At 66.0% G+C, this 17,974-nt stretch carries 9 protein-coding genes; 7 read left to right on the plus strand and 2 right to left on the minus strand.

The window, feature by feature from the left end; all coding sequences use genetic code 11:
- Window positions 1-65 precede the first annotated feature (65 nt).
- The 4 genes from CFE35_RS10840 (at window position 66) to CFE35_RS10855 (ending at window position 11,346) form a co-directional block, all read left to right on the plus strand.
- Window positions 66-5,462 carry a hypothetical protein gene (locus tag CFE35_RS10840; RefSeq protein ID WP_292930611.1) on the plus strand — a complete coding sequence of 1,799 codons (5,397 nt, stop codon included), beginning with the start codon at window positions 66-68 and terminating at the stop codon, window positions 5,460-5,462.
- 99 nt (window positions 5,463-5,561) lie between these two features.
- Entirely contained in the window at window positions 5,562-6,749 is a 1,188-nt protein-coding gene (locus tag CFE35_RS10845; protein WP_292930612.1) for an efflux RND transporter periplasmic adaptor subunit, read from the plus strand.
- Complete coding sequence (locus tag CFE35_RS10850; RefSeq protein ID WP_292930613.1) at window positions 6,749-9,937, plus strand: multidrug efflux RND transporter permease subunit; 3,189 nt, start codon at window positions 6,749-6,751, stop codon at window positions 9,935-9,937. Before CFE35_RS10845 ends, CFE35_RS10850 begins: the two co-directional genes overlap by 1 nt.
- Complete coding sequence (locus tag CFE35_RS10855; protein ID WP_292930614.1) at window positions 9,934-11,346, plus strand: efflux transporter outer membrane subunit; 1,413 nt, start codon at window positions 9,934-9,936, stop codon at window positions 11,344-11,346. The genes CFE35_RS10850 and CFE35_RS10855 overlap by 4 nt, the downstream gene beginning before the upstream one ends.
- Here CFE35_RS10855 and CFE35_RS10860 read toward each other — a convergent pair.
- Entirely contained in the window at window positions 11,343-12,254 is a 912-nt protein-coding gene (locus tag CFE35_RS10860) for a hydrogen peroxide-inducible genes activator (RefSeq protein ID WP_292930615.1), read from the minus strand. The two genes, CFE35_RS10855 and CFE35_RS10860, sit on opposite strands and share 4 nt — an antisense overlap.
- Before the next feature lie 119 nt (window positions 12,255-12,373).
- Between CFE35_RS10860 and CFE35_RS10865 the strand changes: the two genes are divergently transcribed.
- The 3 genes from CFE35_RS10865 to CFE35_RS10875 are packed head-to-tail and all read left to right on the plus strand — an operon-like array spanning window position 12,374 to window position 16,569.
- Window positions 12,374-14,071 (plus strand): ABC transporter ATP-binding protein, encoded by a 1,698-nt coding sequence (locus CFE35_RS10865; protein ID WP_292930616.1) that lies wholly within the window; start codon window positions 12,374-12,376, stop codon window positions 14,069-14,071.
- On the plus strand, window positions 14,055-15,146 hold the full coding sequence (locus CFE35_RS10870) for an HlyD family efflux transporter periplasmic adaptor subunit (protein WP_292930617.1): 1,092 nt from the start codon (window positions 14,055-14,057) through the stop codon (window positions 15,144-15,146). Before CFE35_RS10865 ends, CFE35_RS10870 begins: the two co-directional genes overlap by 17 nt.
- Window positions 15,147-15,153: 7 nt before the next feature.
- Window positions 15,154-16,569 (plus strand): TolC family protein, encoded by a 1,416-nt coding sequence (locus tag CFE35_RS10875; RefSeq protein WP_292930618.1) that lies wholly within the window; start codon window positions 15,154-15,156, stop codon window positions 16,567-16,569.
- Window positions 16,570-16,704: 135 nt separating this feature from the next.
- On the opposite strand, the gene CFE35_RS10880 is transcribed toward CFE35_RS10875, so the two are convergent.
- Window positions 16,705-17,760: a fatty acid desaturase gene (locus CFE35_RS10880; RefSeq protein ID WP_292930619.1), complete on the minus strand. Its 1,056-nt coding sequence runs from the start codon at window positions 17,758-17,760 to the stop codon at window positions 16,705-16,707.
- Window positions 17,761-17,974 lie beyond the last annotated feature (214 nt).

Here is a 17,974-nt window from a genome sequence, read left to right on the forward strand (position 1 = left end):
CGCATGGGCCTATCCGATCCTCTGCCGCGCTCCATGCTTGAGCATCGCCTGAAGGAACAGGATTCATGGCCGATACGCTTTCCGATCTGAAGGACAACTGGGGCACCGGTCCCGGCGGCGAAGATATCGTCCTGCTCGATCCGGCCACCTTCGGCATCGGCCTCTCGCGCTTCACCGATGCGCAGATCGACAGCATCATTTCCTACATTCCCTTCACCTCGCACACCCCCGGCGCAGATTATATCGACATCAACGCCAGTGCTGCGGGCTTTGGCGCAAAGGCCAAGTTCTTCGCCGATTTCAGCTTCGGCCTTGCGCTCAACTACACCTTCAATCTCGGCCAGACCCAGGCCAGCGCTTCAGGCACCAAGGCGTTCGACGCCACTTTCGATGCCAATGCCGATGGCCGTGTCGATCTCTACGGCGCCTACAATCTCAACACCGCCAAAGCGCAGTTCAACTTCGGCGTGCACAATGTCCTGCCTCAAAATGGCGAAAGCGTGCTCGGCCTCGGCGTCAAGACGTCCGGCAATTTCGGCATCGGTTTCAAGGACATCGATGTCTACACCCCGCTGGGTTCGGTCTATACCAATGCGTCCGATTTCTATTTCTCGAAGGATCTCTCGTCTTACACGAGCCTGTTCGATCTCAAACAGGGCGATCCCCCCGCGACCTATTCGACCACCGGCATCTTCGGCTCGCTCACCGCCCCGCGCCTGCCCGATCTTGCGGTCTCGGCCTCAGGCGGGGTGGGCGCCAGCAACACTGCTCATGGCACCGGACCCGATATCGGCTTGCTCAAGATCATGCCGCTCGAATTCGTCCCGCTGATCGGCCAGGTCCTGCGCGGGGGCCAGCAAGTGCTCGCCAGCGAGGCGCTCGACGTCATCGTCGAATGGGATCTCCTCCACCTCTCGCTCAACATGCACCTCGGCCTCGCGCAGGATCTCAAGGTCACGCTCGCCGGGGTCGATAGCGCGGTGAAGGTGGAGGAAAAGGTCGCAGGCGGCGGCTACACCACCATTTTCAACCAGAGCGTCGCGTTCGGCAGCATCGTCACCCTGCCATTTTCGCAAGGGGACCGCCTGGGCACGAAAATCACCGAGAGCTATACGCTGCACATCCATTCCGACAGCACCGTGGCCCTCGATGCGCGCGCCACGATGGAACTGGGGCTGCTCTACTTCAAGCTGATCGTGAACCCGATCTTCATCGACGAGAAGAAGTTCGAGCACTGGCTCTACCACCCGGACGAGTTCCCGCTGTTCGATATCACCCAGACCATCGGCGAGAAGGGCTCGGACTACACCATCACCCTGCCCGACATGGTAACCGTGGTCGATACCCACGTCGCAGTCACCGGCACCGATGCCGCTGAAACGCTCGACATGGCCGACCAGCAGGTAATGGTCGATGCTCTGGACGGCAACGACACGGTCAACGGGAATGCAGCCCGCAACCTGATCTACGGCGGCAAGGGCAACGACACGCTGATCGGCAACGGCGGCAACGACGAGATCCACGGCGGCTTGGGTTCGGATACGATCGACGGCGGCGCGGGCAACGACCAGCTCTACGGCGAGCTGTCTGTCCTTTCTAAGAGCGAACTGATCACCGGCGGCACGGGCAACGACGAGATCGAAGCCATCGGCCCCGGCACATACGATGGCGGTGCAGACAACGATATCCTGCGCATCTTCGTCTCGCTCAAGGGCGGCCAGACCATCCGCGGCGGCACTGGCACCGATCAGCTCAATGCCGATTTTGCGATCTACACCACAGGCCTCACCGTCACCCTCTCAGACAGCGGCAGCGGCACCCTGCTCGCCGCCACCGCAACGCGCGCCGCCGTGACATATGAAGGCTTCGAGAGCTATGACCTCAGCGGCGGGCTCGGCAACGACACCTTCACCGGCAGCGACAAGTCCGACTACATCGATGGCCAGGGCGGCAATGACAGCATCGACGGCGGCGCAGGCGATGATTTCATCGGCGGCCAATCCGGCGCCGATACCTTGCGCGGGGGCGCGGGCAATGATGTCGTCGCGGGCGATGGCGGCGACGACAAGCTGTTCGGCGATGCCGGCGATGATGGCATCGACGGCGGCTTCGGCAACGACACGATCCGCGCCGGCACCGGCGAGGATATCGTCAGCGGCGGCGAAGGCGATGACACGATCCTTGTCGATGATAACGACGGCGTCTTCGATGAAGCCGTCGGCAACGATGGCGACGACATCATCCGCGGCGGCACTGGCAAGGACGAACTGAACGGTGTCGCGGGTAACGACCGGCTCTATGCCGGCTCCGATGGCGGCACGCTCTATGGCGGCGACGGCGATGACCAGCTGTGGGGCGCGGCCACCGCGATCCTGAACGGCGGCGCGGGCAGCGATACCTTCACCGTCACCGCCAAGATGAGCGGCATGCAGATCTTCGGCGAAGGCGCCAAGACCAGCATCTCGCCGCTCGGGCAGGACCGCCTCGTCCTCGGCGCCGGGGTCGTTGCGGTCAAGCAAGCCGCACCCGCTGCCTACCAGTTTGCCGATTTCGCCCGCGCGCAGGCGATGGTCTACGATGGCAACGTCACGCTCAGCAACGGTACCACCGCCATCGGCATCGAAAGCTTCGATGTGCGCGCCACCAGCGCCGCCGATGCAATCATCCTCGGCAAGGGCGACGACACCGCGCGCGGCGGCGCGGGCAACGACTACCTCGACGGCGGCAGCGGACGCGACGAACTGTTTGGCGAGGGAGGCGACGATGTGCTCGTCGGCGGCTTCTCCGGCCACTACTATGGCGGCAGCGGCAGCGATACGCTCTATATCAAACTGCCGACCGCCGCCGGGCTGGGTGCCAAGCAAGGCTTTCACCTAGATGCCGGATCGGGCGACAGCCTGTTCCAGTCCACCGTCGGCGGCATCACCACCACCGTCCTTCTCCCCGGCGAAGGCGGCGGCAGCTTCGGCACGGTGCTCTCCAGCATCGAGGCGATCCACATGACCGGCGGGGGCACCGGCAACGATCAGATCGGCGGCGGCATCGGCGAGGACGTGCTCTATGGCGGCGGCGGCAACGACAACCTCAGCGGGCGCGGCGGCAACGACAGTCTGGTCGGCGGCGCGGGCCGCGACAAGCTCTACGGTGATGCGGGCGATGATTTCATCGATGTGCGCGATCTGTCCACCCCCGGCGGGCTGGCCGCGCAAGGCGGCGATCAGGCCTCGGGCGGAGACGGCGACGACACGATCCTGGCCACCAATTCCGCCAGCCGCCTCGAAGGTGGGCTCGGCGATGATGTGATTTCCGTGACCAAGGGCGGCAATTACGGCGCATTCATCACCCGGATCAACGGCGATGGCGGCAATGACCAGATCCAGGGCAGTGATCAGGCCGAAGTGATCTTCGGCGGCCCGGATGATGAAACCACCCCCGCCGACTTGCGCGGCGGCATCGATCTCACCCAGCCGGACGACGATTTCATCCACGGCGGCGGCGGTGATGATGTGATCCGCGGCGGCATCGGCAACGATGTGATCTTCGGCGATGCAGGCGCAGACCGGCTCTATGGCGGGCGCGGCAACGACGAACTGAGGGGCGATTGGCAGGACAGCTATGCAGGCGGCATCGGCAACGATCTGATCGTACTGGCGCGCTCCGCCGCCGAACCGGGCGGCCGGGCCAGCGTCAACGGCGGCAGCGGCACCGATACCGCGCGCTTCGCTTATACCGGGCGCACCGGCCCGCTCGCTTTCACGCTGGCCGCCTCCACCACGGTCGCCCCGGACCTCAAGCTCGCCAGCATCGAAGTGCTCGATATCGCCTTGTCTGACGGCGATGACACCGTGACGTCCGGCGCAGGGGCCGACGTTATCCGGGGCGGCCTGGGCAGTGACACGATCCGGGGCGGCGGCGGCGGCGATACGCTCTACGGCTTCGGCGTGAAGAACCGCACCGGCAGCGCGCTCACCGGCGCGGATGCGCTTGAAGGCGGCGATGGCAACGACCGGCTGGTGTTCGAAACCGGCGGCCGTGCCGATGGCGGCACCGGCGCAGACGTGCTCGAAGTGCGCGGACTGAACGCAGCGGTGGGCCGGGGCGTGTTCGTCGCGGGCGGCAGCGGCACATTTGCGGACATTGCCTACAGCACGCTGGAATCGCTCGACTATACCGCCGATCTCGCGGGCGGCGCGGTCACGCTGCAGGCCGGCGTCAATGCCGATCGGCTGCAGGGCAGCGACTTGGGCGACGACCTCGATGGCGGCGGCGGCAACGATGTGCTGCTGGGCATGGGCGGCAACGATACGCTCAAGGTCCGCGCTATAACAGGTCAGGCCGTGATCGATGGCGGCAGCGGCTTCGATACGGCAGAGGTCGATCTGGCCGCCGCCACCGCCGCGCTTTCAGTGCAGATCACCGCGCTGCCTCTCCCCGGGATCGCATCGGGCGCGCGTCCAGCCACGCCCGTCCGCTTCACTTCGATCGAGGCGCTGATTGTTACCACCGGCTCGGGAGGCGATCTCGTCACCGGCGGCGCGCGGGCAGACCGCATCACCACCAGCGCGGGCGACGACCGCGTCAACAGCGGGCTCGGCGCAGACACCGTCGCGCTCGGCGATGGCAACGACCAGTTGACCGATCTTGGCGGCAACGGCGATGTCATCGCTGCCGGGCGCGGCGACGACCGGGTCACCATTGGCACGCAGACCGCTTCAGTCGATGGCGGCGAAGGCACGGACCGTATCACTGCCGATCTCTCGCTCACCAGCGGCCTCAACCTTTCGCTCACGCTCGGCGGCACAGTAAGTCTGCCCACGCGCGGGTACGGTTTCCGGGGCTTCGAGGAATACGTCCTCACTTTCGGCAGCGGCAACGATACCATCCGCGCCGATTATGGCTTGCACGACCTCGATGGCGGCGCGGGCAACGACAGGCTTGTCGTGGTCGCCGATGATCTCGTCACCTTCACCACCCGCACCAGCGGCGCAGTCACCACCTACACGTTCGCCAATGGCATGATCGCCACCGGCTTCGAGACTGTGACCATCGAATACCGCCCGCGCACCATCGTCGGCACCGATGCTAATGATGTGCTGGCGGGCGGACCGGGCGACGACACCCTTTCGGGCGGCAAGGGCACCGATAAGCTGACTGGCGGGGAAGGTTCGGACTCCTTCCTCATCGACCTGATCCCCTCGCGCACCGCAGGCGGGGCCGATACGATCACCGATTTCCGCCCGGGCGAAGATCACATCGTTCTCGATAGCCGGGTGTTCACCGCGCTGGCAGCTTATGCGGGTGGCGCGCTGCCGCAGGACGAGATCGGGGCCCACTTGCTCTATGATGCCGCCAGCGGCCGCCTCAGCTATGATGCCGATGGCGCGCTCAGCGGCTCGCCCGTTGCGATTGCCGCGCTGCTCAGCGAGCCGGACCTCGTAGCCGCAGACGTGCTGGTGATCTGAAGACGTAGGCAAGGCGGAGGGGGAAACGCCCTTTCGGGCTAGGAGCGCTGCACCGCAGCAACGGTTGCGCTTGGTCGGCGCCGCCCATACGAAGGTTAAGTGCGTCGAATCATTGCTCTCCCCCTGCTCGCCCTGCTGCCCCTCGCCGCCTGTTCCCCGTCTGCGCCCCCGCCACCGCCAAAACCGCACGTCTCCGCTGCCGTGCCCTTGCAGCGTCAGGTGGTGGATTGGGACGATTATGTCGGCCGGTTCGAAGCGGTACAGGATGTGGAGATCCGGCCGCGCGTCTCGGGCACTGTCGATAGCGTGAATTTCCGCGAAGGCGTCGAAGTCGCCAAGGGTCAGGTGCTCTTCACCATCGATCCGCGCCCCTATCGCGCCGCCACAGCCCAAGCCCGCGCCGAACTTGCCCGCGCCGAAACGCTCGTGACCAACGCCCGCACCGAACTCGCCCGCGCGCAGAAACTGGTCGATGCGCAAGCCATCAGCCGCGAGGAGTTCGAAACCAAGCAGGCCAACTTGCGCAGCGCCATCGCTGCCGCCGGGGCCGCCCGCGCCAGCCTTGATGCCAAGGCGCTCGATCTGTCCTTCACCACGATCCGCGCGCCGATCACCGGCCGCATCTCGGACAAGCGCGTCTCCATCGGCACGTATGTTTCCGCAGGGCAGACGGTGCTCACCCGCGTCGTCAGCGTCAATCCGATCCGCTTCGCCTTCGAAGGCGCGGAAACCTTTTACCTCAAATATGTCCGCCAGGCGCAGACCGGGGAACGCGAATCCTCGCGCTATGCCCCCAATCCGGTCGATATCAAGCTGGCGGACGAACAGAGCTACCGCTGGCACGGGCTCATGAAGTTCGTCGACAACGCGATCGACCGCAATTCGGGCACGATCCGCGCCTTTGCCGAGGTGGACAACCGCAACGGCTTCCTCGTCCCCGGCATGTTCGGCCGCGCCCGCCTGCTGGGTTCGGGTGCCTACAGCGCGCTGCTCGTGCCCGATGAAGCCATCGTCACCGATCAGACCCGCCGCTTCGTCTACGTGATCGGCCAGGACGGCAAGAGCCTGCAGCGCCCGGTTGAAACCGGCCCGCTGGTCGAAGGCCTGCGCGTCGTCCGCTCGGGCCTTGCGCCGACCGAAAAGGTCATCATTGATGGCCTCGCGCGGCTCCAGCCAGGCACGGCGGTCGATGCCAAGGTCATCGTGCTGAAGCCCCGCGCCGCCGCCGATTCCCCCGCCTCATCGGCGATCAACGCCCCCGCCGCCGCCGAAGCCACGGCCCAGTAATGCGCTTGCCGCATTTCTTCATCGACCGGCCGATCTTCGCGGCGGTACTGTCGATCCTGATCGTGATCATCGGGGCGATTGCCTATCCCTCGCTCCCCGTCGGCCAGTACCCTGAAATCGCGCCCCCGACCGTGGTCGTCTCGGCCAACTATCCGGGCGCAACCGCCGAAACGCTGGCTGAAACCATCGCTGCCCCGCTCGAGGAATCGATCAACGGCGTCGAGAACATGATCTACATGCAGTCGTCCTCCACGGGCGACGGCAATGTCTCGATCACGGTCACCTTCAAGGCGGGCACCAACGTCGATTCCGCGCAAGTCCTCGTGCAGAACCGCGTCGCCACAGCCGAACCCCGCCTGCCCCAGGAAGTGCGCCAGATCGGCGTGACGGTGCGCAAGAATTCGCCCGACCTGCTGATGGTCATCAACCTCTATTCGCCGGACAAGTCGCTCAGCCACCAATACGTGGCGAACTACGCCACCCTGCAGGTAGTCGACCGGCTGAGCCGCATTCCCGGTGTCGGCGGGGTGCGCATCATCGGCGCGCGCGATTACAACATGCGCGTATGGATCGATCCTGATGCCGCCGCCAGCCGCAACCTCACGGTGGACGAGATCATCGCCGCGATCCGCGCGCAGAATGCACAAGTCGCGGCGGGGTCGGTCGGGCAGGCGCCGTTCAACCAGGGCGGCACCGCCTTCCAGCTCGGCATCCAGACCGAGGGCCGCCTCACCACGCCCGGTCAGTTCGGCGATATCATCCTCAAGCGCGACGAGCAGGGCCGTCTGACCCGGCTCAGCGATATTGCCCGCATCGAACTGGGCGCGCAGGATTACGGCACCAACGCCTACCGCGACAAATACCCCTCGATCGGCCTCGGCATCTCGCAGCTCCCCGGCTCGAACGCGCTCAAGACCGCCGCCGCCGTCGATGCGGAAATGGAAGCGCTGAGCAAGTCCTTCCCGCCGGGCCTGATCTATTCGGTGCCCTTCCACCCGACAGAATTCATCAGCGCCTCGATCAGCGCGGTCGAACACACCCTGTTCGAAGCCATAATCCTCGTCGCACTCGTCGTCCTCGTCTTCCTGCAAAGCTGGCGCGCCTCGATCATCCCGATCATCGCGATCCCAGTTTCGCTGATCGGCAGCTTCGCCGCGATGGCGGCCTTTGGCTTCAGCCTCAACAACCTCTCGCTGTTCGGCCTCGTCCTCGCCATCGGCATCGTTGTCGATGATGCCATCGTCGTGGTCGAAAACATCGAACGCCTGATGGAAGAGGAGGGCCTCCCTCCACGCGCCGCCGCGCACAAGACGATGGACGAAGTGTCCGGCGCGCTCATCGCCATCGCGCTGGTTTTGTGCGGGGTGTTCATCCCCACTGCCTTCATCCCCGGTATTTCGGGCGCGTTCTACAAGCAGTTCGCGCTCACCATCGTCAGCGCCACCGCGATTTCCGCGTTCGTCTCGCTCACCCTCTCGCCCGCACTCGCCGCGCTCATCCTCAAACCGCGCGATCACGGCGAGGTCCCCGCTCCGCCCGGCTGGCGCGGCCTCCCCGTCCGCTTCGCGCGCGGCTTCAACGCGCGCTTCGAAGCCCTCTCGCAGCGCTATGGCCGCCTCACCGCGCGCCTCGTCCGCTCGCTCGGGCTGATCTCCATTGCCTATATCCTGCTGCTCGCCATCGCTGGCTGGCGCTTTTATGAAACGCCCACCGGCTTCATCCCGGCGCAAGATCAGGGCTATCTGATCGCCGCCATCCAGCTGCCGCCCGGCGCATCGCTCCAGCGCACCGACGAGATCGTGCAGCAAGCCGCGAAGGTGGCGCGCGACAATCCCAACGTGAAGACGACCATCGCCTTCGCCGGGTTCGATGGCGCGACGTTCACCACCGCGCCCAATGGCGGCGCGATCTTCATCACGCTCAAGGATTTCGCCCAGCGCAAGGCCACGTCCGATCAGGTCGCGGGCGAACTGCGCAAGGCCTACGGCGCGATCACCGCGGGCAATGTCATCGTTGTGCCTCCACCGCCCGTGCGCGGCATCGGCACCGGCGGCGGCTTCAAGATGATGATCCAGGACCGCTCCGGCGCAGGCTACGGCGCGCTGGAGGCTGCCGCGTTCAAGATGATGATGGCCGCTAATCAGGAACCCGGCCTCAATGCGGTGTTCACCACCTTCAACACCAAGACCCCGCGCCTCAAGGCCGAAGTGGACCGCGAGCGCGCGGAGCAGATCGGCGTCCCCGTCGAACGCGTGTTCTCCACGCTCGGCACCTATCTTGGCAGCACATACGTCAACGATTTCAACTTCCTCGGCCGCACTTTCCGCGTGACGGCGGCGGCAGACGCGCCCTACCGCGATGATGTCGGCGATATCCTCCGCCTGAAAACGCGCTCTGCCTCGGGCACGATGGTCCCGCTTGCGGCGGTGATGACGCTCAAGAACGACAGCGGCCCCTACCGCGTCGTGCGCTTCAATCTCTATCCCGCCGCAGAGCTTCAGGGCGATACCAAGCGCGGCTTCTCCTCCGGCCAGTCGCTCATCACGATGGACCGCCTCGCCAAGGCCAATCTCCCCGCCGGGCTCACCTATGAATGGACCGAACTGGCCTATCAGCAGCAACAGGCGGGCAATACCGGCATCCTCGTGTTCGGTCTCGCGGTCGTGTTCGTGTTCCTGCTCCTCGCCGCGCAGTACGAAAGTCTCGTGCTGCCGCTGGCGGTGATCCTGATCGTGCCGATGTGCCTGCTGGCCGCGATCGTCGGCGTGGACATCATGGGGCGCGACAACAACATCCTCACCCAGATCGGGCTTGTCGTGCTGATCGGACTTGCCGCCAAGAACGCTATCCTCATCGTCGAATTCGCCCGCGCTGGCGAAGATGACGGGCTGGAGGCGCGCGCCGCAGCCGAACGCGCCGCGCACCAGCGCCTGCGCCCGATCCTGATGACCTCGATTGCCTTCATCCTCGGCACGCTCCCGCTCGTCATTGCCACCGGCCCCGGCGCGGAAATGCGGCAGGCGCTGGGCATCGCGGTGTTCTTCGGGATGATCGGCGTGACCTTGTTCGGTCTCCTCTTCACGCCCTCGTTCTACATCATCAGCCGCAAGTTCGGAGACCGCGTCAACCGCTGGTTGCGGCGCAAGCCAAGGCAGGCACCGGCTTCCGGTGGGGAGGACGAAGCATGAAGCGTCTCCCTGCGCTCCTCCTCCCCCTCACGCTGGCCGCCTGCGCGGTCGGCCCGGATTATCAGCGCCCCGCCGCGCTCCCGGCAGAGCAGGTGCGCCTTGCCGAAGCACTCGAAAACGGCACGGTCACGCCTTCCCCCTTGCCGGACCAGTGGTGGCACCTGTTCAACGATGCCGAACTTGACCGGCTGGTGGCGCAGGCGCTCACGAAGAACACCGATCTGCGCGCCGCCGCCGCCAATCTCCAGCGCGCCCGCGCCATGCTCTCCGAAGCCGGAGCCGCGCGCCTGCCCACTTCGGGCACATCCGCGCAGTTCTCGCACAGCCAGCAAGTCATCCCCGCACTTGGCCGCACCGTCACCAACGATTTCTTCTCGCTGGGCTTCGACGCGTCCTACGAGGCAGACTTGTTCGGCGGTGTCAGCCGCAGCATCGAAGCCGCCCGCGCCGATGCCGCTTCGGCGCAGGCCGCTGTCGATGCCGCGCGCGTTGCGGTCGCGGCCGAAACCACCCGCGCCTATGCCGCCGCCTGCGGTTTTGGCGAACAGGCCGATGTCGCACGCGAAACCGAAAGCTTGCAGGCCCGCACCCTCGATCTCACCGAACGCCGCCTTGCCGCCGGGCGCGGCACGCGCGCCGAAGTCGATGCCGCCACGGTGCTGGTCGAACAGGCGCGCGCGCAAGTGCCGGTGTTCGAGGCGGAACGCCGCGCCGCGCTCTATGCCCTCGCCGTGCTGACCGGCGATGCCCCCTCCGCGATCATCGACTCCCCCGCCGCCCGCTGCCGCACCGTCCCCGCCGCGCCGCAGCCGCTGCCGGTGGGCGATGGGCAGGCCCTGCTCGCGCGCCGCCCCGATGTGCGGCAGGCCGAACGCACCCTTGCCGCCGATACCGCGCGCATCGGCGTCGCCACCGCCGCGCTCTATCCCTCGATCACGCTGCTCGGCGGCGTCTCCTTGGGTGCAACGCGGTTCAGCAATCTCGGCAATGCGGGCTCGGTCGGCTATTCGCTCGGCCCGCTGATCAGCTGGAACTTCCCGCTCAATGGCGCGGCCCGCGCCCGTGTCGAACAAAGCAAGGCCGTGGCCGAAGGCTCGCTCGCGCGGTTCGATGGCGCAGTGCTCACGGCGCTCAAGGAAGCCGAACAGGCCCTCGCCCGCGCAGGCGGCGCGGCCACCCGCGAGGACGCCCTGCGCCGCGCCATGACTGCCAGCACCGATGCCGCCCGCCTCTCGCGCATCCGCTTCGATTACGGCGCAGACAGTTTCCTGCAATTGCTCGACGCCGAACGCCAGCGCGCTGCGGCCCGCGCCGCCCTCGCTCAGGCCGAAGCAGCCCGCGCAGATGCCCAGATCAGCGTGTTCAAGGCGCTCGGCGGGGGCTGGGAAACGGCCAGCCCACCTAACTAGGCCAAATCCCGCTCCAGCATTCGCCGCGCCGAGCGCTGCACATGCTCGGCAATCACCCGAAACGCCGCTTCCATGCTCGTGCCCCGCCGCCACGCCAGCGCCACCGAACGATGCGCCCGCCAGCCTTCGACATCGACCACCGCAATCCCCGAAAGCCCGCCCACGTCGCTCTGCAGATAGAGGCGTGGCAGCACCGTCAGCCCCAGCCCCGAAGCGGCCATCATGTGCAGGCTGTCGAGGCTGGTTCCCTCGTAATCCGGGCTGAGCGCCATCCCGTGCGCTTCGGCGATGTCGCGCGTCTCGCGGTGCAGGTGGTGCCGGGTATCGAGCGAAAGCAGCACCTGCCCGGCCAGCGCATCGGGCGCAACCGTTCCTCGCGCCAGATCGCTGTCCACCGCCGCCACGAGGTCGAGCGGCTCGCGAAACAGCGGTTCGATCTCCAGATCATCGCCCCGGATCGGCAGCGGCCCCAGCATAACGTCGAGCTCCCCGCGCGAAAGCGCCCGCGCCTGCTCGTCGGGAATGCCCTCGCGCACATAGAGCCTGAGGCCCGGGGCCGCGCGGTGCAGATCGGCAATGATCGGGGATAGCAGATAAGGCCCCAGCGTCGGCGTCGTGCCCAGGCGCAAGGTGCCCGAAAGCCCCGTCGCCGCCGAACGCGCCAGTTCCGTGATGGCGCGCACCTCGCCCAGCACACCCCGCGCCTTGGACACGATGCTCCGCCCGATTGGCGTGAGGATCGCACCCGTGGTCGAACGATCGAGCAGCCGCACCCCAAGCCGCTCTTCCAGCGCCTTGATCTGCTGGCTCAGCGCGGGCTGCGAGACATGGCTGATCCGCGCGGCTTCGGCAAACGAGCCCGTGTCGGCAAGAGTCACGAGGTATTGTAGCTGGCGGATCGTGGGCATGGGCAGGTTATAACCACAGCCTATAGCGCCTCCGCAAGACTTCTGATTGGCGCTGCGCTGCACAATGCCTTAGATATGCGCTTACCGGTATCGGATTATCAGAGCTCTCAGGGAACTTCATGGCGGGACCAACGCGGGTCGAATTGCGCGATGCAATACGATGGCTGACCGAAATCATCGGGCCTGATGCTGGCTATCTGCGCCTGGCTGCCGTCTATGGCATTGCTATCAGCCTACTTTCGCTGGCCATGCCCATTTCGGTGCAATTGCTGATCAACAGTGTGGCATACACCGCGCAGCCCGCCCAGTTGTGGACGCTGGCGGGGTTGCTGTTCACGCTGCTGTTCGTCGTGGCGATGCTCAGCACGCTGCGGGTCTATGTAATGACCCTGTTCGAACGCCGCCTGTTTGCCCGGATCGTTGCCGAAATCACCATCCGCGCCGTCCATGCGCGCGATCCCTTCTTTGGCGATGCGCGCCGGGCTGATCTGTTCAACCGGTTCTTCGATCTCACCGTCGTGCAGAAAGCAGTGCCCAGCCTGATCATCGGCGGCTTCACCATCATGCTGCAATCGGCGGTCGGCCTCGCCGTCACCAGCTTTTATCACCCGTTCTTTCTGGCGTTCAACGTTGTGCTGCTGCTGGCGCTGCTGATTGTCTGGCTGCTGTGGTCGCGCGGTTCGATGACCCACGCCGTCGCGCTGTCCCATGCCAAGCATGATACCGCGCGCTGGCTGGAAAGCGTTGGCGGCTCCAATGGCTTCTACAAGTCCAGCCGCCATGTCGGCTTCGCGATGGACCGGTCCGAAGCAATGACATCGAACTATATTGCGAAGCACAAGGCCTATTTCCGCTACAGCTTCGCCCAGACGTTCACGTTCTTCATGCTCTATGCCGTTGCATCGGCTGCGCTGCTCGCGCTGGGCGGCAATCTCATTCTCGCGGGCGAGCTCACCATCGGCCAGCTCGTCGGCGCAGAGCTGATCCTCTCGGGCGTGTTCTACGGCGTCAGCCAGCTCGGCTGGTATCTGGATACCTTCTATGATCTCGTCGCCAGCTGCGAGGAACTCTCGCTGCTTTATGGCATCGCGCAGGAAAAACTGCCGATGCCCAGCACCACTGGCCCGCGCGATGGTGCCATTGCCTTGCGGGATGTGCGCCTTGGCGAAACCCGCCTCAACTTCTCGCTCGCCGCGGGTGAACGCCTCGTCACCGTTCCCGAACCAGGGGTCGAACGCACGCTCTCGATGCTGCTCAAGCGCCATGTCGCCCCCGATCACGGCCTCGTCACCATCGGCGGCTCCGATCTTGGAGGGCTCAACATGTACCTGCTGCGCTCTGAAATCATCGTGCTGGACCGGCCGACGATCGTCGAAGTCACCATCCGCGAATACCTCAACCTGGCCGTCTCCGACCTTAGCCCCGCCAGCATCCTCGATGCGCTCGATGCGGTTGGCCTCAGCGAACGCATCGCCATGCTGCCTGAAGGCCTCGATACCCCGCTCGCCTCCTCCGGCTGGCCGCTCACCGTGGGCGAAGTGATGGAACTCAAGCTCGCCAACGCCCTCCTCGCCTGCCCCAAGGTGCTTGTCCTCGCGCCGGTGTTCGATGTGATGCCCCCCGCCCAGTTGCTGCGCGTGCTCGAACGGTTGAAAGCCGCCGGCACCACCGTGCTCGTCTGCACATCGCGTCCGGGGCCGATGGCGCTCGATGGCTGGCTGTGGCTGGGCCGCAATGAACAGATCCGCTTCGCCTCCGCCGCCGAACTTCAGGCCCACGTCAAGGATCGGGAGGCCGCGCGTGCCATATCGTCTTGAGCATCTTGACCATTTCCCCACGCTCGCCTCGATGCGCTCCCCGCGCGTCGTCGTCATCACCGCATGGCTCGTCGCGCTGGCCATCGCCGCGGCTGTGCTGGTCATGGTCTTCGTGCCGTGGGTGCAGACCGCGAACGGCGATGGCCAGGTCGTCGCGCTCAATCCCGATGACCGCGCCGCCGATGTCTCCGCCCTTGTCGGCGGCCGCATCGCCGAATGGTATGTGAAGGACGGCGAACTCGTCGCCGTGAACCAGCCGATCGCCCGCGTCGTCGATCTCGATCCGGAATACCTCTCGCGCCTCGCCGCCGAACGCGCGCAGATCGAGGCGGAAATCGCCTCCGTCACCCAATCGCGCGCCACCGCCCAGCTCGACGTAAACCGCGCATCGGCACTCTGGCGTGAGGGCCTGATCGCCCGCCGCGATGTCGAACTCGCGCAGATAAAGGTTGCCGAAGGCGGCGCCAAGCTGGCGGAATCGCGTGCAAAGCTCCAGCGCATCGATGTGCAGGTCGCTCGCCAATCCAGCCAGCTCGTCCGCGCCCCCCGCGCCGGGCGCATCCAGACCGTCAACGCCGCGCTCAGTGGCGGCGTCGTCTCTGCCGGCACCATCCTCGCCACCGTCGTCCCCGAAACCGCAACCCGCGCCGTCGCGCTCTATGTCGATGGCCGCGATATCGCGCTCGTCCGCCCCGGCCAGCACGTCCGCCTTGAATTCGAAGGCTGGCCCGCGATCCAGTTCAGCGGCTGGCCCTCGGTCGCGCAAGGGATCTTCGATGGCCGCGTCCGCGCGCTCGATCCCACCTCCGGCCCCAGCGGCCTGTTCCGTGTGATCATCGATCCCGATCCCGCCGCCAAGCCCTGGCCCGATCTGCGCTTCACCAAGCTCGGCGCGAAAGTGCGCGGCTGGATCCAGATGGAAACCGTCCCCGTCGGTTACGAACTGTGGCGCCAGCTCAACGATTTCCCGCTCGAATTCAGCAAGGACCTCAAGGCCTCGATGTCCGGCAAGGATTCCGGCGGCACCGCCAAGGACGACGATGCCACCGTGCGCAAAGCAGGCAAGCCCAAGTGAGCGCAGCATGATCCGCCGTCTTCTGGTCCTGTTCGCGCTGCTCTGGCCGCTGCCCGCGTTCGCGCAGGCCGCGCCACTCACGCTGCCACTCACGCTGAACGAAGTGCTTGCCAGCTCGGCGCAGCAAGCCCCCCAGATTGTCGAGGCGATGGCCCGAGTCCGTCAGGCCGAAGGCCGCGCGCTTTCCGCGCAAGGCTCGTTCGACACCGTGTTCGATGTCGATGTGCAAACCCGCGTCCTCGGCTATTATTCGGGCACGTATCTCGAAAGCAAGGCCACGCGCCCGCTCACGGGCAACGGCGGCTCGCTCTATGGCGGCTACCGTGTCAGCAGCGGCACTTTCCCGATTTACGAGGACAAGGCCTATACCGACCGCCTTGGCGAACTGAAGATCGGCGGCCTGTTCGCGCTGCTGCGTGACCGCGCCATCGATGATCGCCGCGGCCGCATCGCCATGGCCGCGCGCGATATCGATGCCGCCCGGCTCGAACGCGAAATGGTCGCCATCGGCGTGCAGGCCCGCGCCGCCGCCACTTATCAGAACTGGGTCGCCGCGGGCCTGCGCCTCAAGGCCTATCAGGGGCTCCTCGACCTGGCCGAGCAGCGCCGCGCCGGCATTGCCCGTCAGGTCCAGCTCGGCGCGCGCCCCGCCATCCTCCTCACCGAGGCTGACACCAACATCGTGCGCCGCCGGGCCCTCGTCGTCCGCTCGCAGCAGGAATACGATGCCGCCGCCAACGCGCTCTCGTTCTTCTACCGCGACGATAATGGCGAACGCCTGATCGCTGGCCCCGAACGCCTGCCCGCCTCGCTCCCCGGCTTTCGCCCCACACGCCCCGGCCAGCCACTTGACCGGCCCGACGTCCAGACCCTCAGCGCCCGCCTCGTCCAATCCGAACTGAAGCTCGCACTCGCTGAAAACGAGCTCAAGCCCCGCCTCGATGTGCGCGGCGAACTGTCTTACGATGTCGGCGCCACCGGCAGCGGCGGCAAATCGCGCAATGGCGAAGATGCGATGGTCGGCATCCGCTTCACCGTCCCGCTCCAGCGCCGCACCGCCAAGGGCAAGATCGCCGAAGCCCGCGCCGAAATCGATGGCCTGCGCACCCGCCAGCAGTTCGTGCGCGAACAGATCGCCGTCGAAGTCAAAGGCATCGCCATCGCCGTCGACGGCGCCGCCAAGACCGCCCGCCTCGCCGCCGACGAAGCTGCACTGGCCGCCGATCTCGCCGCCGCCGAACGCCGCCGCTTCGAACTCGGCGCCAGCGACTTCTTCCTCCTCAACATGCGCGAGGAAGCCGCCACCGATGCCGGCGTCCGCCTGCTCGACGCACAGGCCCGCGCGGCACTGGCCGGGATCGATCTGGCGGGCGCAACGGCTGACCGGGCCGCGCTCGGCCTGCCGGATGGACCGCTTCCGTAAGAACGGAAAGATGCCTCCGGCGGGCAAGGGCCATGGCCCGTGCATCCCGTGACCTTGGCACTGCTAAAAAAGCCCCTCCCCGTTCGGGGAGGGGTTGGGGAGGGGCGCACTGCGCCAGGCATCAAAAGCCGCAGATCAGCCCCGAACCGCCGCCTCGCGAAACGAAACCATCACGCGCCGCTCCTCGTCCCATAGACCGAGCCGCAAGGTACCCCATGCCTCCACCGCCGTGAACCGGTTGAGCTCGCGCAGTTTGGGATGCTTCTCCAGCACTTCGGGCAGGCGATAAAACGGGATCCGGCTCGCCAGATGATGGACATGGTGGATCCCGATATGGCCGGTGAACCAGCCCAGCACGCGCGGCAGATCGAGGTATGAACTGCCATGCAGCGCCGCCTCGTGAAACGACCACTCGTTCGCCTGCTCCCAATAAGCATCCGGGAACTGGTGCTGCACGTAAAACAGCCAGACGCCGAGCGACGCCGCGCTCAGCAGCACCGGGAAGAACACCGCCGCCGCCACGCCAAGGCCGAACGTGTAAATCAGCAGCGCCAGAACCAGCGCCGTCGCCAGATTGGTGGCCATCGCGCTGACCCAATAGAGCGAGCCGTCCTTCATCAGGCCGACCGGCAGCCGGTGGCGAACCAGAAACAGATAGGCCGGGCCAAGCCCCAGCATTACCAGCGGATGACGATAAAGGCGGTAGCCCAGCCGCGCCAGAAACCGGCGTTCGCGGTATTCGCGCACCGTCAGCGTATCCACATCGCCAAATCCGCGCGCATCGAGATTGCCCGTAGCCGAATGATGCAGCGCATGGGCGCGCCGCCAGCAATCGTAGGGCGTAAAGGTCAGGACACCCAGCACGCGCCCGATCCAGTCATTGCCCGCCCGGTTCGGCAGGAATGAGCCATGCCCGCAATCGTGCTGGATGATGAACAGCCGCAGCAGAAACAGCCCGGCCAGCGGCGTGGCGGCCAGCGCCAGCCAGTAACCGGCCTGAACGGCCAGCGCGATTCCGACAAACAAGGCCAGAAAGGGCACCAGGGTGATCGCCAGCTCCCACCCGCTCCGGCGCGGGTGCGGATCGCGAAACGCCTGCAGATCGCGCATCAGCTGCCGGGGATCAATCCCCGCAGGCGCGGGAGGGTCGATATGGCCAAGGCCGGGCTTCAGGAGTTCACTAACGGTCACCTGCGAACCGCTAATTGCCTCCGCCGAATTTGTCACCCCGGTTCGATCAACTTTCACACTCCGCCAACATCAAAGGGCATGCCGCCAGCCCAAAAAAGTCTCTCACCAGCCAAATACCCTCTCCTCCCCGTCGTCCCACCAGCGCGCGGACCAGAACCGCCCCCGAAATTTTCTCCCCAAGACCGCATCAACTGTGTCAACCTGATCTGAATTC

It is taken from the genome of Novosphingobium sp. PASSN1 (assembly GCF_002278815.1).

What these genes read in the sequence shown, in the direction of transcription:
- CFE35_RS10850 (WP_292930613.1), top strand. Translation starts at nt 6,749, where the DNA reads ATGCGCTTGCCGCATTTCTTCATCGACCGGCCGATCTTCGCGGCGGTA.
- CFE35_RS10860 (WP_292930615.1), bottom strand. Translation starts at nt 12,254, where the DNA reads ATGCCCACGATCCGCCAGCTACAATACCTCGTGACTCTTGCCGACACG.
- CFE35_RS10840 (WP_292930611.1), top strand. Translation starts at nt 66, where the DNA reads ATGGCCGATACGCTTTCCGATCTGAAGGACAACTGGGGCACCGGTCCC.
- CFE35_RS10855 (WP_292930614.1), top strand. Translation starts at nt 9,934, where the DNA reads ATGAAGCGTCTCCCTGCGCTCCTCCTCCCCCTCACGCTGGCCGCCTGC.
- CFE35_RS10875 (WP_292930618.1), top strand. Translation starts at nt 15,154, where the DNA reads ATGATCCGCCGTCTTCTGGTCCTGTTCGCGCTGCTCTGGCCGCTGCCC.
- CFE35_RS10865 (WP_292930616.1), top strand. Translation starts at nt 12,374, where the DNA reads ATGGCGGGACCAACGCGGGTCGAATTGCGCGATGCAATACGATGGCTG.